The organism is Bradyrhizobium sp. th-b2 (genome assembly GCF_000426785.1).
Taxonomy (GTDB): Bacteria; Pseudomonadota; Alphaproteobacteria; order Rhizobiales; family Xanthobacteraceae; genus Bradyrhizobium; species Bradyrhizobium septentrionale.
In genome coordinates this window covers 154931-170538 of the sequence record NZ_AUGA01000013.1, presented here as the reverse complement: position 1 = coordinate 170538, position 15608 = coordinate 154931, and the positions used below count along the sequence as shown (strand labels likewise).

Annotated in this window: 10 protein-coding genes and 1 tRNA gene; 8 read left to right on the top strand and 3 right to left on the bottom strand. The window is 64.2% G+C overall.

Features of this window, described 5'->3' with window-relative positions:
* The first annotated feature begins 8 nt into the window (after positions 1–8).
* From K359_RS0117750 to K359_RS0117740, 3 genes are all read left to right on the top strand, one after another.
* Positions 9–1211, top strand: coding sequence for a c-type cytochrome (locus K359_RS0117750; RefSeq protein WP_334262164.1), 1203 nt, complete (start codon positions 9–11; stop codon positions 1209–1211).
* Positions 1212–1349: 138 nt separating this feature from the next.
* Positions 1350–2030 (top strand): response regulator transcription factor, encoded by a 681-nt coding sequence (locus tag K359_RS0117745; protein ID WP_029080553.1) that lies wholly within the window; start codon positions 1350–1352, stop codon positions 2028–2030.
* 81 nt (positions 2031–2111) lie between these two features.
* Entirely contained in the window at positions 2112–2888 is a 777-nt protein-coding gene (locus tag K359_RS0117740; protein ID WP_245284648.1) for a response regulator transcription factor, read from the top strand.
* A gap of 102 nt (positions 2889–2990) precedes the next feature.
* Here K359_RS0117740 and K359_RS0117735 read toward each other — a convergent pair whose 3' ends face one another.
* Both K359_RS0117735 and K359_RS0117730 read right to left on the bottom strand, forming a co-directional pair.
* A complete protein-coding gene (locus tag K359_RS0117735; RefSeq protein WP_029080551.1) occupies positions 2991–4364 on the bottom strand; it encodes an ATP-binding protein in 1374 nt (457 codons plus the stop codon).
* A complete protein-coding gene (locus tag K359_RS0117730; RefSeq protein ID WP_029080550.1) occupies positions 4361–5533 on the bottom strand; it encodes an FIST N-terminal domain-containing protein in 1173 nt (390 codons plus the stop codon). The genes K359_RS0117735 and K359_RS0117730 overlap by 4 nt, the downstream gene beginning before the upstream one ends.
* Positions 5534–5995: 462 nt before the next feature.
* Here K359_RS0117730 and K359_RS0117725 point away from each other — a divergent pair, with 462 nt between their 5' ends.
* The 5 genes from K359_RS0117725 to K359_RS0117705 all read left to right on the top strand — a co-directional run bounded on the left by K359_RS0117725 (position 5996) and on the right by K359_RS0117705 (position 13744).
* Positions 5996–8029: a methyl-accepting chemotaxis protein gene (locus K359_RS0117725; protein WP_029080549.1), complete on the top strand. Its 2034-nt coding sequence runs from the start codon at positions 5996–5998 to the stop codon at positions 8027–8029.
* 336 nt (positions 8030–8365) lie between these two features.
* Positions 8366–9856: an MFS transporter gene (locus K359_RS0117720; protein ID WP_029080548.1), complete on the top strand. Its 1491-nt coding sequence runs from the start codon at positions 8366–8368 to the stop codon at positions 9854–9856.
* Positions 9857–9862: 6 nt separating this feature from the next.
* Positions 9863–10693, top strand: a complete 831-nt coding sequence (gene otsB, locus K359_RS0117715; RefSeq protein ID WP_029080547.1) for a trehalose-phosphatase — start codon at positions 9863–9865, stop codon at positions 10691–10693.
* A gap of 213 nt (positions 10694–10906) precedes the next feature.
* Positions 10907–12358 (top strand): alpha,alpha-trehalose-phosphate synthase (UDP-forming), encoded by a 1452-nt coding sequence (gene otsA / locus K359_RS0117710; protein ID WP_029080546.1) that lies wholly within the window; start codon positions 10907–10909, stop codon positions 12356–12358.
* A 1296-nt stretch (positions 12359–13654) separates the two neighbouring features.
* Positions 13655–13744 (top strand) — tRNA-Ser (locus K359_RS0117705).
* 330 nt (positions 13745–14074) lie between these two features.
* On the opposite strand, the gene K359_RS0117700 is transcribed toward K359_RS0117705, so the two are convergent.
* Complete coding sequence (locus K359_RS0117700) at positions 14075–15574, bottom strand: CoA-acylating methylmalonate-semialdehyde dehydrogenase (protein WP_029080545.1); 1500 nt, start codon at positions 15572–15574, stop codon at positions 14075–14077.
* Between the last annotated feature and the right edge of the window lie 34 nt (positions 15575–15608).

Genomic DNA, 15608 nt, shown 5'->3' with positions numbered 1-15608 from the left:
CATTGTCCGTGTCCTGCATCAATCGGAACGAAGTGCCCAAATGTGCGCGCGGCGCGCAGTTGGGAAGGGCGATCCGGGCCGTGCTGCTCTCCACCGCGCTGCTCGCGCCGGCCCTGTCGGCCGGCGCAGACGAGGCCAGGCCGCCGCTGCGGCTCTGCGCCGACCCGACCAATCTGCCGTTCTCGAGCGACGATCCCGGCAAGCCGGGCCTCTATCTCGAGATCGGCCAGGCGGTGGCGCAAAAGCTCGGCCGCACGGTGAGCACCAATTGGTACAAGTCCTATTTCGGCAAGCGCACCGTGCGGGAGACGCTGCTCAGCAAGCAGTGCGACGCCATGGTCGGGCTGCCGCTGATCGACGATTTCATGGGCCCGGCGGTGATCTTCTCGAAGCCGATCGCCCATGAAGGCTATGCGCTGGTCGGCGCCAGGGATCGCAAGCTGGCTGGCATCGACGACCTCAAGGGGTTGCGGGTTGCGGTGCAGTATCAGTCGACGCCGCAGAACCTGCTGGCGCTGCGTGACGATATCCAGAAGGTCACCGTGCTGAGCCCGGAGGAGGGCATGGCGGCGCTCGATCAGGGCAAGCTCGACATCGCCTTCATCTGGGCGCCGGTGGCGGGCTGGCTCAACAAGACCAGCTATGGCGACAAATATCAGATCGTGGCGACCGAGGGCGACGGCCTCTTGTGGGCGACCGCGATCGGCTTCGCCAAGGCGTCCGGCGCGCTGCGCGATGAGGTCGACGGCGTGCTGCCGTCGCTGCAGCCAGAGATTTCGGCCCTGTTCGCCAAATATGGCGTGCCGGACGGCGCCCCGGTCAAGTTCGGCCAGGCGGCTCCGGCGACGACGTCGTCTGTCGGGGCAAGCGAGCCTGTCACGGTAGGGCAGGCGGCCGCGGCCGAGAAGCCGGTTCAGACCGCGGCGACCGCCGGGGATGCCAAGGGGGACGCCACGGCGGGGCGGGAGGTCTTCAACGGCACCTGCGCCCATTGTCATGGCCCGGATGCGGTGCAGGCCGAGCGGAAGATCGACCTCAGGCTGCTGAAGAAGCGCTATGCTGACGAGATGGAATCGGCCTTCTGGAAGACGGTCCATGACGGGCGGCCAGCCAAGGGCATGCCGGCCTGGAAGGATGTCTTCAGCGACGACGAGCTCAGAAACGTATATGCCTATCTGCAGAGCGTGCAGGATCCCGGCGGGTCGAACTAGCCGCGGCCATCGGCGATTGGAGCGTTGTCAAGCGAAGTGGATACCGGTTCGCGTGAAGAAAACGCGTCAAAACAAGAATCGAGAGCCCCGTTCCGATTCAATCGGAACGGAAATGGCTCTAGCTGTGCGAGGGTCCTCATGATGGGGTTCCTGATCATCGACGATCACCCTCTGTTTGGCGAGGCGCTTGGCAATGCCATCCGCATCTCGCACCCAGATGCCCGGATCTATGAGGCGACCTCGATCAAGGGAGCGCTCGGCATCCTCGCCAGCGAACCGAACATCGATCTGGCTCTGCTCGACCTGCTGCTGCCCGATGTCGTCGGCTTCTCCGGCTTCCAGAAGATCCGGGATCGCTATCCGCGGCTGCCGATCGCCATCGTCTCGAGCGAGGAGGACAAGCACACCATCCGCGAGGCGCTGGAGATGGGCGCGGTCGGCTATCTGCCGAAATCGACCTCGCTCGGCGAGCTCTCGCAGGCGATCGCGCGGGTGCTGAGCGGGTCGGTCTCGGCGCCGCGGGACTTCGTCGCGGTCGGCGCGCTGGATCAATCCGAGACGGCGCGGACGCTGCGCGAGCGGATCCAGAAGCTGACGCCGCAGCAGATTCGCGTGCTGCACCTGATCATCCGCGGCCTGCAGAACCGCGAGATCGCCACCGAGCTCAAGCTCGCGGAGTCCACCGTGAAGGCGCATGTGACCGAGATCCTGCGCAAGCTGAAGCTGTTCAGCCGCAACAAGGCGATCATCGAGCTCGGCAAGATCCCGCTTCCTGTCGCCGACGCCTGCGCGGGCGCGAAGGTGGAGAAGGCGCCCTAGACTTGCTGCACTGCGAGGCGCGCGCATTGAAGGTCGCCCCTATAGGCTGCCGGTCGGCTTTGGGATAACGTCGTGCGCACAATGGCTGTCATCAGCGATCCGAGGGAGGACGGCGCAGCATTGACCACGACCGCGCCCCTGGCGGACGAGCCGCCGCTCAGCAAGGCGGGTGCGCCTCGACTGCTGATCGTCGAGGATCACCCGCTGTTCCGCGCCGCCCTGATCGGCGTGATCGGGGCCGAGTTTCCCGATGCCGAGGTGCTGCAGGCGACCTCGATCGACGGTGCGCTGGACGTGATCGCCGCGCGCGACGGCCTCGATCTGATCCTGCTGGATCTGTCGATGCCCGGGACCACGGGCCTGCTTGGCGCCTACCGGGTACGCGCCGCCGCGCCGCGCAGTGCGCTGGTGATCGTGTCGGCGCATGACGATTCGCGGATCATCGGCGGGGCGATCTCGCTCGGTATTTCCGGCTTCATCCCGAAATCGACGCCGAAGGTCGAACTGGCGCGGCTGTTGCGCGGCATCCTCGAAGGCGAGGTGTGCCTGCCGACCCGCTTCCGCGACACCGCTGCTGCCCGCAAGGGCCAGGCCGAGACGCGCGAACTGATGCAGCATCTCGGCCAGTTCACCGCGCAGCAGCTTCGCGTGCTGGACATGATCTGCCGCGGGCTGCAGAACAAGCACATCGCCTATGAGCTCGATATCTCGGTGACCACCGTGAAGGTGCACGTCTCGGAGATCCTGCGGAAGCTCGGCGTGCGCAGCCGGACCGAGGCCATCATCGCGATGTCGAAGCTGGACTTCGGCAAGCACGACCACGCGCCGGTGACGGCGTCGCCGTCGCGCGACGCCTAGAGCCTTTCCCGTTCCGATGGAATCGGAACGGGGCTCTAGGTTTTTGTTTTGACGCGTTTTCTTCACGCGAACCGGTATCCACTTCGCTCGAAAACGCTCTCGTCACAGCCGCGCGGCCGACTGCTCCGCCGCCAGCAGGAACGACAGCAGCGAGCGCATCTCGGCGGGCTTGATCGGCTTCTTCAATAACTCATGGCCGTAGGCCGATACGTCGGAGGCAGCCTTGGCCGAGTAGTCGGCGGTCACGATGATCGCCGGAACCATGGCGTTGATCTCGCCGCGGATCACGTCGACGGCCTGGATGCCGGTCTCGCCATTGTCGAGATGCAGGTCGGCGATGATCGCGTCGGGAATGCCGTCGAGCGCGTGGATGCGCTCCAGCGCCTCGGTCTTGGAGATCGTCACCGCGACGTCGCAGCCCCATTTCTCCAGCAGGTGGGCGAGACCCTCGGCGCTCGAGAGGTCGTTCTCGATCAGCAGGATTTTCGCGCCCTCCATGCCGCCATAGCGATAGTCGACGCTGGCCTGCTCGCGCACCGGGATCGCAACCGGATCGAGGGTGCGCGGCACCGTGACCGCGAACACCGAGCCCTTGCCGGCGCGCGAATCCAGCCTGATGTCATGGCCGAGCAGGTCGGCAAACCGCCGCACGATCGAAAGGCCCAGTCCGATGCCTGCCTTGTCGCCGGCGCTGGCCTCGCCGCGCTGAAACTCGACGAAGATGGCCTCGCGCTGGGCTTCCGGGATGCCCGGCCCGGTGTCGTGCACCTCGATGCAGATATCGTCGCCCTTGAGGCGGCATCCCATCAGCACGGTGCCGCGCTGGGTGTAGCGCAGCGCATTGGCTACAAGGTTCTGCAGGATCCGGCGCAGCATCAGCGGATCGGAGCGCACCACCGCGGACGACGGCATGATCTTGAAGCCGAGGTTGCGCTTGGCGGCGGTCGCCACGAATTCCTGCTCTAGCGGCTCGAACAGCGAGGCGATCGCAACCGGGCCGAACTCGGGTCGAAGCACGCCTGCATCGAGCTTCGAGATGTCGAGCAGCGTCCGCAGCATGTCCTCGAGCGTCGCCAGCGAACGGTCGATCTGGTCGGTCAGCGCGACGCCCTTGGGCTCGGGTGCCATTTCAGTGAGCGCAGACAGCGTCAGCCTTGCCGCGTTCAGCGGCTGCAACAGGTCGTGCGTCACCGAAATCAGCACCGATGATTTCAGCGAGCTTGCCGCCTCGGCCTGCTGCTTGGCCTGCAGCAGGCGTCCATTGGTCTTTTCCAGCGATTGCAGCGCCTGCTTGAGCTGCTTGGTGCGGTCGCGGACCTGCTGATCGAGCGCAATCGCGGTCTCGAACAGCGAGAACGCGTTGAGCTGCTGGTCGGTCGAACGTTCGACGCGCGACATCAGCGCCGCGTTGATCTTGCGCAGCTTCTCGGCCTCGCGTTCGAGGGCGGCAATTCGCGTGGTCTTGGTGTCGGTCATTGCGGCGCGATAGCCCGCTTGCCGATGGCGATGCCGGTCAGTGTCTGGTTGACATGCATGGAGCGATACTGCTCGCCATAGGTCTGAAAGCCAATCACTTTGTTGCGGCGATAGAGCTCCGACATCTCCCGCGACAGCTGGCGTTGCTCGACATCGAGCCGGCGCAGCACGCATTCGAAGCCGATGAACATCGAAACCTCGCCGAGATCCTCGGTCAGCTCCTCGAGCAGGCGGCTGGTGACGTCGATCGGATCGCGCTCGCGCGCCACCGTCAGCACCATGCCCTCGTCGATGGCGCAGAAGAATTGCAGCGACCCGTCCGGATTGGTGCGCTGGATCGACCGCGCGTAATAGGCGCCGCCGACGCGGACCAGGACCGGATGCGCGGCGAAGGAGAACAATTCGAGCTTGCTGTCGCTGAGGCCGACGGCGCGGGAATATTCCAGCGCGGCCGGCTCGGCATTCAATTCCTTGACGATGCGGTGCTCGGTATCAGCCTCGGTCACCACCATCTTGGTCGAGGTCGGCTCGAAATGGTCGCACTTGAACAGGCGGAACGGCAGCCGGGTCCGGATCAGGATCAGGACGGCGGCGTCGGTATGGGCCTCGCCGCCATGGAACACCCAGGACTTCTCGAAGCGCAGACCGTCGCCGGCCGAGCCGCCGACCACCGGAATGTCGCCGAGCGCTGCATAGATCGCCGACATGATGGTCTCCTCACGCTGGCACATGCCGTCGATGAAGAGCAGCCCGAAGGAATCCTCGGTGTGGTCGCAATGCTCGGTGCGCTGCGCGAATTCGTTCTGCAACTCGGTGCAGATCGAGCGGCCATGATCGACCCGAAACGTCGCGAGGTCGAACAGCGGCCGCGCCGCGATGACGAAATCGGCTGCGTTGAAGCCCATCGCGACGACGCTGTCCTCGTCCCAGCCGCTGGGCGACAATTCGCCGGCCGTGGTGCAGCCGAAGATCGGAACGTTGGGCATCCGGCGGGACAGTTCGGCAATGAATTCCTGCGGGTCATAGAACGGCGACACGAACACCACGAGCATTGCGAGATCAGCTGACGCCAATTGGCGTGCGATCTCGTCCGCTGCTTGCCGCGGCCCGTCGGTCTTTGCCTGCACCACGACAATGCTGTCGGTGGCGCTGCCGTTCTCCTTCGCCAAAGGCGTTCTCCCTGACCAGAATTTTTTGCTTTTCTTGGCGCGGCCGGTTGAGGCAGCGCGGGTCGTAAGGGCATACGGGCCATGCCGCGATTGGTTGCGGTCAGGCCGGTCGATAAATTCTAGGTCGTGAGGGGGAATGTCATTGGCCGGACTCCGCCGGCAGCTTCGCTCGCCGCAAGCGCCAACGGCGCCGCTCGACGCGATGACATGGGACACCTCCCGATGTGTTCTCCTGGCCCGGACAGGGACAGGTTTGATCAGTTCTAAACTATCGGGCCGGTCCCGCGCGTCAATCACCAAGCCCACCCACCTGGCCCGACCAAGGTAGTAGCGTGCCGATTCAGGCGAACTTGTTGCCCATTTACCGGGCCTTATCGATTCTGCCTTAGTTTTGCCCTCCGGGGTCTGGGGCGGGTTGCCGCCGGACCCCGCGTGGTTTTCAGAATGAAGACGGGGGTTGGAATGCCGGGACTCAAGCGATCGCTCTCGATCAGGTTCCCAACCCTCAGATTCCGCGCCAAGATCATGCTCGGCTTTGCCGTCACGCTGGCGCTGTCGGCAGCCACCATGGGCTTCGCCTATATGGGCTTCGAGCGGGTCTCCGCGGGCGTCGGCTCCTATCGCCAGAGCGTCGCGGAAGCCGACCTCGCCCGCAACATCGATCGCGAACTGATCTCCTACCGCTCGCTGGCACGCTACTATGTCGCGACCGGCAAGGAGGACGACGCCAAGGCGGCGCTCGCCGCCGAAGCCAGCCTGAAGGACGCCATCATGGCGTCGATGAAGGGCACCACCAACCCGGCCCGGCTCGAGCAGATCACCAAGCTGGAGCGTGAATTCCGCGCCTTCACCAAGATCTTTGCCGAGATCGTCCGGATCAAGGACGAGAGTGCGCAGACGGCGCAAAATAAGCTCGTCCGCAGCGCGACCTCGATGCGCTACAAGCTCGACGACCTCCCGAGCAATGCCGATGATTCCGAGCTGCAGTCGATCCAGTTCGGTGCCAAGAAGGTGGCCGACCAACTGCAGTCGATCACCGGGGCGGTCAACACTTTCGTCGTCAACGGCGACAAGACCGTCGCCTCCAGTGCGCTCGCCCGGCTGAAATTCGCCGACAATCTGGTGAAGGGGATCACCTCGCAGAACGAGCGAATCACGCAAGGGGTGAAGGAAATCACTGCGCTGCTCGAAGAATATCGCGAGGCGCTCGCCAAGCTGATCGCCAATGCGAAGTCGATCGACGAATTGACCGTCGAGATGACGGAATCCGCGGCCGCGATCAGCCAGGGCGCGGCGGCGATGAAGTCCGATCTGTTCGCCGACCAAAAGCGACTTGAGAGCGAATCGCACACGATGATCGGCGACACCGAGCAGCTGATCCTGATGCTCGCCGCCGGCAGCTTCGTGCTCGGGCTGGTCTGGGCGTTCCTGCTCGGCAAGGGCATTTCGCGGCCGATCGCGGCGATGTGTGCGGCGATGCGCGAACTCGCGGCGGGCAATTTCGATGTCGTGCTGCCCGGCCTCGGCCGCCGTGACGAGCTCGGCGAGATGGCCGGCGCCGTTGAGGAGTTCAAGGTTCAGGCGGTCGCCAAGGCCGAGCGCGATGCCGCGACCCAGGAAGCGCAGAACAAGGCGAGCGCTGCGACGCGGCGCACCGAGCTGATTCGTTTTGCCGACGAATTCGAATCCGCCGTCGGCGCGATCGTCTCCAACGTGTCGGCTTCCGCCGTGCAGCTCGAGTCGGCCGCCGGCACGCTGACCCGGACTGCGGAGACCACGCAGAACCTGTCCAGCCAGGTCGCCGGCTCCTCCGAGGAGGCCGCCAGCAACATGCAGTCGGTGGCTTCGGCGACCGAGGAATTGTCCGCATCCGTCGACGAGATCGGCCGCCGCGCCAAGGAATCCAGCCAGATCGCCGATTCCGCCGTGCGTCAGGCCGAGCAGACCGATGCGCGGATCGGCAAGCTCTCGCGTGCCGCGCAGGAGATCGGCGACGTGGTCAAGCTGATCACGGCGATCGCCGAGCAGACCAATTTGCTGGCGCTGAACGCCACCATCGAGGCCGCACGCGCCGGCGATGCGGGCCGTGGCTTCGCGGTGGTCGCCTCCGAGGTGAAGTCGCTGGCGAGCCAGACCGCCAGGGCCACCGACGAGATCTCCAGCCACATCTCGGGCATGCAGGCCGCGACGCAGGAATCGGTCGCCGCGATCAAGGAGATCGGCGGCACCATCGGGCAGATCTCCGGGATCGCGACCAACATCGCGAGCTCGGTCGCGCAGCAGAGCGCGGCAACGCAGGAGATCGCGCGCAGCGTGCAGAACGTCGCGCAGGGCACCCAGGAAACCGCCTCGAGCGTCACCCAGGTCAACCGCGGCGCCACCGAGACGGGAGCTGCCTCCGAAGAGGTGCTGAACTCGGCGCGCTCGCTGTCGGTCGAGAGCTCGCGGCTGCGCGAGGAGCTCGACCGTTTCATGGCGAACATCCGCGCCGCGTAGACCCACAAGTGTCGTCCCGGCGAAGGCCGGGACCCATAACCACCACTCATTATTGTTGTACCTGCAATTCACCGCGTGCCCATTGACGTGGCCGCGGCGTATGGGTCCCGGCCTTCGCCGGGACGACGGAATTAATTGCTTTCGCCAGGACGAGGACATCGATCCCGCTCGAACTGTCTTCAGTGATACGGCGGTTTTGCTCGCTTTTCCGCATTGCGGGAACCCTCGCCGGCCTGCGGCGTTGACGTCGCGTGGCGGGCACTCCGTTTGCCGCAATCCTGGGAGGGAGAACCTTGGAACGCATCGTTCCGGGGATTTTTCCATTGGTCCATTCTGATGACACTGCAGCGGACACAGTTGAGCTCTGCGACGACGCACGAGGCGGTGGCGCCAGCCACGCCGAATGACGACCGCGTGATCGAGACCTCGATCCCGCTTCGGCTCGACAATCTCAGCTGGAGCGGTTTTCACACCCGCGTCGTGCTCGCGCTCGGCATCACCTGGATTCTCGACGGGCTCGAGGTGACATTGGCCGGTGCGCTGTCGGGCGCGCTGAAGGACAGCCCGGCGATGCACTTCACCAACGCCGATGTCGGCCTCGCCAGCAGCGCCTATCTCGCCGGCGCCGTGCTCGGCGCGCTCGGCTTCGGCTGGCTCACCGACCGGATCGGGCGCAAGAAGCTGTTCTTCATCACGCTCGCGGTTTACCTCTCGGCGACGGCTGCAACCGCGCTGTCGTGGAACGTCGCGAGCTACGCGCTGTTTCGTTTCCTCACCGGTGCCGGCATCGGCGGCGAATACACCGCGATCAACTCGACCATCCAGGAACTGGTGCCGGCGCGCTATCGCGGCTGGACCGATCTCGTCATCAACGGCAGCTTCTGGATCGGCGCCGCGATCGGCGCGCTGAGCGCGATCGTCCTGCTCGATCCCGCATTGCTTGCGCCGGACCACGGCTGGCGGATCGCCTATTTCACCGGCGCGGTGCTTGGCCTCTTCGTGCTGCTGATGCGGATGTGGATTCCAGAAAGCCCGCGCTGGCTGATGATCCATGGCCGCCCCGAAGAAGCCCACAGGATCGTGGCCGATATCGAGACCTCCGCGCTGGGCCACGAGCAGCCGAGCGAGGGTTTTGAGAAGATCAGGATTCGGATGCGCGATCACACGCCGCTGCGCGAGGTCGCGGTGACGCTGTTCTCGACCTACCGGCAGCGCTCGCTGGTCGGGCTGACGCTGATGGCCGCGCAGGCCTTCTTCTACAACGCGATCTTCTTCACTTTCGCACTGATCCTGACCGATTTCTTCGGCATCGCCGCCAGCCATGTCGGCTGGTACATCCTGCCCTTCGCTGCCGGCAACTTCCTCGGCCCGCTGCTGCTCGGCCGCCTGTTCGATACGGTGGGCCGCCGCACCATGATCACACTGACCTATGGCATCTCCGGCGTGCTGCTTGCGTTGTCCGGCTATCTGTTCTCGATCGGCGTGTTGAGCGCGCAGACCCAGACCATCGCCTGGATGGTGATCTTCTTCTTTGCTTCGCCCGCGGCGAGCGCCGCCTATCTCACCGTCAGCGAGACGTTTCCGCTGGAGGTTCGCGCGCTCGCAATCGCCGTCTTCTATGCCGTTGGCACCGGCATCGGCGGCGTGATCGGGCCGGCGCTGTTCGGCGTGCTGATCGACACCGGATCGCGCAACAGCGTGTTCGCCGGCTACCTTCTGGGGGCGGCACTCATGATGGTCGCCGCAGCGGTCGCGTGGCGCTATGCCGTCGCGGCCGAGCGAAAATCGCTCGAATCCGTCGCGCGACCGTTGGCATTTGTGGAGTAGACTAGGATGAAGCATGATTTGGCCGAAATGCCCGTGGATGATGACATCACCCCTGACCACGCGACCGATAATGTGCCGGCGCCGGCGTCGCTGATCCCGCCGCTGGGACAGACCGCAGTGCTGCTCGATATCGACGGCACGCTGCTCGATCTCGCGCCGACGCCGCGCGAGGTCTGGGTACCGCCGGATCTGTCGACCACGCTGAAGCGATTGCATGAGCGCACCAGCGGCGCGCTGGCGCTGGTCAGCGGCCGCTCGCTCAACGACATCGACCTGATCTTCGCGCCCGACCAGTTTCCCGCGATCGGCGGCCATGGTGCCGAGATGCGGTTGCAGCCGGACAGCGAGGCGGTCGCCGCGCACGCGCCGCCGCTGGACAAGGAATTGAAGCGCCGTCTCGCCGCGATCGCCAAGCTCAGCCCCGGCATTCTGCTCGAGGACAAGGGCTATTCGCTGGCGCTGCACTATCGGCTGGCGCCGCATGCGGAGAAGGCGATCTATGAAGCGGTGTCGCTGATCCGCGCCGATTTGCCGAATGCGCCGATCGAGGTGCTGCCGGGCAAGAGCGTCTGCGAGATCAAGCACTCTGGCTTCACCAAGGCGACCGGCGTGCTCGAACTGATGACGCATGAGCCGTTCAGGGGACGCCGCCCGTTCTTCATCGGGGACGACGTCACCGACGAGACCGTGTTCGGCATCATGCCCGACTTCAATGGTCTCGCATTCTCCGTCGGCCGTCGCGCAACCGGCGTCGCTGGGCATTTCGATGGGCCGAGCGATGTGCGTGAATTCCTTGCGCGTCTGCTCGACGACGATAGGGACGTCAGCCTGTCCTAACCAAATCATCTGCATTGCACGTCGCGTCGCGCACTCCTGAATGCGGTTGTTTTGCGTCGTGACGTGCATCTCGCATGAATTTTTCTTTTTGCGAGTTCCTGCGAGTTCCTTCAGCGCATGCCAGAATTTGGTTTCAATTGGGAGAAATCTTGATCCGGAACCATCTTGATGAATGGTTGTTAATACGCGAGTTGACCAACAGGAGGGGACCTGGTGAACCTCGTCGTCGTATCGAACCGCGTCTCGCGCGGAAAACCCAATGAACCCATGACGGGGGGGCTGGCTGCGGCATTGTTGCCGGTGGTGGAAAAGACAGGGGCAATATGGGTTGGTTCCAGCGGACGTGTCCGCGACGGGAACCACAAGGAACCTTTTGCAGAGGTCGAGGCCCTCGGTGCGGGCGCGCTGGCGATGCTCGATCTGCCGGCCGCGCACTATGGCGGCTATTACGAAGGCTTTGCCAATTCGGCGCTGTGGCCCGCGATGCATTCGCGCGCCGATCTGATTCGTGCCTCGCACGAGGACTACACGAGCTATCGCGAAGTGAACGCGTTCATGGCGCGCGCGCTGTTGCGCTTCCGCAAGCCTGATTCCGTGTTCTGGATCCAGGACTATCATTTCCTCGCACTCGGCGCCGAGCTGCGCGATCTCGGTGTCACGCAGCCGATCGGCTTCTTCCTGCACACGCCATGGCCGGCGCGCGCGGTGATCGCAGGCGTGCCCAATCATCGCGCGCTGATCGAAGCGATGCTGTCCTACGACCTGATCGGCTTCCAGACCGACGAGGACTGCGAGAACTTCCTGAGCTACGTGCAGCACGAGCTCGCGTTCGAGGTGCGTGACGGCGTCATCAACTCGTCGTTCGGCCACACTCGCGCCGCGGTGTTTCCGATCGGCATCGATCCCGGCAAATTCGCCCAGCAGGCGACCAAGGCGATGATGCATCCCGACGTGACGCGGCTGCGGCGCAGCCTCAACGGCGAGAAGCTCGCGATCGGCGTCGACCGGCTCGACTATTCCAAGGGTCTGGTCAACCGCATCAAGGCGTTCGACAAGATGTGGACGCTGCACCCGGCACTGAAGCGCTCGGTGTCGCTGCTGCAGATCGCAACGCCCTCGCGCGGCGCGATCGAGGCTTACGGCAATCTGCAGAGCGAGGTGGCGAAGCTCGTCACCGACGTCAATGGCGAGCATGGCGAGGTCGACTGGACCCCGATCCGCTACCTCAACAAGGGCTTTGGCCAGGGCGTGCTCGCCGGCCTCTACCGCACCGCGCAGGTCGGCGTGGTGACGCCGCTGCAGGACGGCATGAACCTCGTCGCCAAGGAATATGTCGCAGCCCAAAACCCGGCGGATCCCGGCGTGCTGGTGCTGTCGAAATTCGCCGGCGCGGCGAACGAACTCGATGCTGCACTGCTGGTCAATCCGCACGACATCGACGGCATGGCGCGCACCTTGGCGACGGCGCTCGCGATGCCGCTGACCGAGCGGCGGATGCGCTGGGAAGCCATGATGGAGAAGCTCAACAGCGGCACCATCCAGCAATGGTTCGCGGATTTCATCGAGGCGCTGCAGGATACGCACAGTGCGGGAAACGCGGCGCTGCCTGAGCCACCGAGCCTGTGGCCGCGCCGCACGGCGGATCTTGCCGCGCGATATCACTAGTCGCATCGCATAGCAGGATGGGCATGTTTGCGCTTGCCCGTCCTCGTGCATCGTCGTCTTCCGATTCAACTGTCAAACAGCCTGTTCGGTGTCATCATCCGCGTATGCGGTGATCCGGTATTCGAGAGGCGCCTGTGCGTGAGCCGAGAGGCTGCGGCGTACTGGATCGCCCGGTCCCGTCTACGCCAAGGCTTCGACGAGGCCAAGAACCCCTGGCGCGCCGAAGCTTTAGCGAAGGCGGCGAGCCGAGCGATGACAGCGCGGCTGCATCACACACGATCGTCGTCCTGGCCTAGTGCGCAATTGCGCACGGGAGCCAGGACCCATAGCCACCGCACCTGATGATGAGCGGGATCGTGGCCCCAGCATAGTGCAACAATTCTCATTGGGGGTGATGGGTCCTGGCCTTCGCCAGGACGACACCGAATGTGTTGCACGGGTTGTGACATGCTTTCGCATTCTCGCGACATGATTTGTCCGAGCTTTGCTTCTCGTTCCGCCCTCTCCTTGAATAGAGGGCGCAGGGAAAGCCGGGTGCCGATCGCACCCATGGGCCCCGAGCAAAGGTAGAAAGCTCGGGGGTGGGACCACAGGTGTAACCGGAGAAATCCGGCTTTCCCTGCGCGATGGATTACGGCTTACTTCGTGCTCTCCCCGGCGAGACTGGGCTTGCTTGTCACCGCCCCCGCATCACGCCATCGCGTTTTGCGAGGGGACACCGGCCGCTAGGGCGTCAGGACCACACGACTTCACCGTCCGCTTCACACGCATTCGTCGACTGCGCGCTCGGCTCCCACCGCATCTCACCGCAACACCCGTGACGATGCGCAGCGCCCCTCGATCGGGTGAGACGGGACTTTCATACACTGAGTTTCATTTCTGATAAAGCGAAATGTTTTCGCGCGAGGGGCTTGCGCCGTCGGGCAACTCAGTGGCAGGGGGCTGCGGCTCTATCGACTCGTCATTCCCCGGTGCGCAATTGCGCATCTGAGGGCAGCCCGCAGGGTTGAGCCCGGAATCCATCGGAGCACGGAACAAGCGGCGAAATGGATTCCGGGCTCATGCTTCGCATGCCCCGGAATGACGGAGGACGGATCGGTCGGCTGTATCAATTGATTTGCGCCGGTCTCTGACCAGTCACTGGCCAAAATCTCTCGCAGAGGCAAGCGAGGCCGCGGCGCGCGGCTGCCGTCACCGCAAATTTACCCAATCTTTTCAATCCATTGGGGAAATTTCGCGCTCCGGCCCCGCGCTCCCTTGCAAAATCCGCCCCGTCCCTTCAAGAGAGGGCCTCCCGGAGAGATGGCCGAGTGGCTTAAGGCGCACGCTTGGAAAGCGTGTGTGCGGGAAACCGTACCGTGGGTTCGAATCCCACTCTCTCCGCCATTTGCACGATTTTCCACGCCAAACTGCGATATCCTGCGATTTCGCACCCTCAATGGTGGCGAACGCCGAGCTTTGTGAGCGCTTTGCTCCTCCGCCGTAGGGCTTCGCTTTTCTCCAGCAGACTTCGCTGACCTTACGGCAGGTCCAAATGCTGACCGCGATTTGAACCCATCGATCGGATTGCGTTGTGCAATTGATCCGTTCTGCCGATCTCAGGCATTGCAATGGGCCCTTCGGGTGGACTGTGACGTAAGGCGTCGGTCGCTTGCTTCTTGATGGTGAACGACCCCAAGAGAGCTGGAGCCGTTCACCGTTGTGCGGCGCGGGTGATCAGGACATGGTGGGCATAACAAATTCCGCGCCAGCGCGAATGCCGGTGGGCCATCGCGTCGTGATGGTCTTCAGCCGGGTGTAGAACCGGACGCCCTCGGGGCCGTGCATGTGGTGGTCGCCGAACAGCGACGCCTTCCAACCGCCGAACGAATGGAACGCCATCGGGACCGGGATCGGCACGTTGATGCCCACCATGCCGACATGGATCTGATGCGCGAACTCCCGGGCCGCATCCCCATCCCTGGTGAAGATAGCGGTGCCGTTGCCGAACTCGTGCTTGTTGATCATGTCCGCGGCGTCGTCATAGGACTTGGCACGGGCAACGGCGAGTACGGGACCAAAAATTTCTTCGCGGTAGATCTTCATGTCGGTCGTCACGCGGTCAAACAGTGTTCCTCCGATAAAGTATCCCTTCTCGTAACCCTGACGCCGGAAGTCACGTCCGTCGACGATCAAGTTCGCGCCTTCGTCGACGCCGGCATCGATGTAACCGCGCACTTTGTCGAGGTGTTGCTTCGTCACCAGCGGGCCCATCTCGGCATCCGGGTCGGTGCCCGGGCCAATGTTCAAGGCGCGCACCTTGGGCACTAGCCTCTCGATCAGCTTGTCGGCGGTGGCGTCGCCGATCGGCACGGCCACCGAGATCGCCATGCAGCGCTCGCCGGCAGAGCCGTAGGCGGCGCCCATCAGTGCGTCGACCGCCTGGTCCATGTCCGCATCGGGCATCACGATCATGTGGTTCTTCGCGCCGCCCAGCGCCTGGCAGCGCTTGCCGTGGCTGGTTGCGGTTTCGTAGATATAGCGCGCGATCGGCGTCGAGCCGACGAAGCTCACGGCGACCACGTCGGGATCGGTCAAGATCGCATCGACTGCTTCCTTGTCGCCCTGGACAACGTTAAAGACCCCGTCGGGCAGGCCGGCTTCCTTGAGCCACTGTGCGAGAATAAGCGAGGCGGACGGATCGCGCTCGGACGGTTTGAGGATGAAGGTGTTGCCGCAGGCGAGCGCGACCGGAAACATCCACATCGGCACCATTGCCGGAAAGTTGAATGGCGTGATGCCGGCGACAACGCCGAGCGGCTGCCGCAGCGAATGGCTGTCGACGCGGGTGCCGACGTTCTCGGTGATCTCGCCCTTGAGCAGTTGCGGTGCGCCGACCGCAAACTCCACGACCTCCATGCCGCGCTGAATTTCACCCTTTGCATCCGAGAGAACCTTGCCGTGCTCAGCGGTGATCACCGCGGCGAGTTCGTCGATACGCTCCTCGAGAATGCGCAGGAAGCGGTTGAGAATGCGCGCGCGGCGCAGGGGAGGCGTGTTGGCCCACGCCGGGAAGGCTTTGCTCGCCGCCGCCACGGCTGCCTTAACGTCGTCGGCCGATGCCAGTCCCAGCGTCCCGGATTGCTCGCCGGTCGCCGGATTGAAGACAGCTGATGTTCGGTTGCCTCGGCCCGGCGTCAGCCGTCCATCGATGAAATTGTGAATGGTCGTAGTCATCAGCTTGCCTCCAGGAATGCTTGATCGGAAGGGT

What these genes read in the sequence shown, in the direction of transcription:
- K359_RS0117720 (WP_029080548.1), top strand. Translation starts at nt 8,366, where the DNA reads ATGACACTGCAGCGGACACAGTTGAGCTCTGCGACGACGCACGAGGCG.
- K359_RS0117740 (WP_245284648.1), top strand. Translation starts at nt 2,112, where the DNA reads ATGGCTGTCATCAGCGATCCGAGGGAGGACGGCGCAGCATTGACCACG.
- K359_RS0117735 (WP_029080551.1), bottom strand. Translation starts at nt 4,364, where the DNA reads ATGACCGACACCAAGACCACGCGAATTGCCGCCCTCGAACGCGAGGCC.
- K359_RS0117745 (WP_029080553.1), top strand. Translation starts at nt 1,350, where the DNA reads ATGATGGGGTTCCTGATCATCGACGATCACCCTCTGTTTGGCGAGGCG.
- K359_RS0117725 (WP_029080549.1), top strand. Translation starts at nt 5,996, where the DNA reads ATGCCGGGACTCAAGCGATCGCTCTCGATCAGGTTCCCAACCCTCAGA.
- K359_RS0117700 (WP_029080545.1), bottom strand. Translation starts at nt 15,574, where the DNA reads ATGACTACGACCATTCACAATTTCATCGATGGACGGCTGACGCCGGGC.
- otsB (WP_029080547.1), top strand. Translation starts at nt 9,863, where the DNA reads ATGAAGCATGATTTGGCCGAAATGCCCGTGGATGATGACATCACCCCT.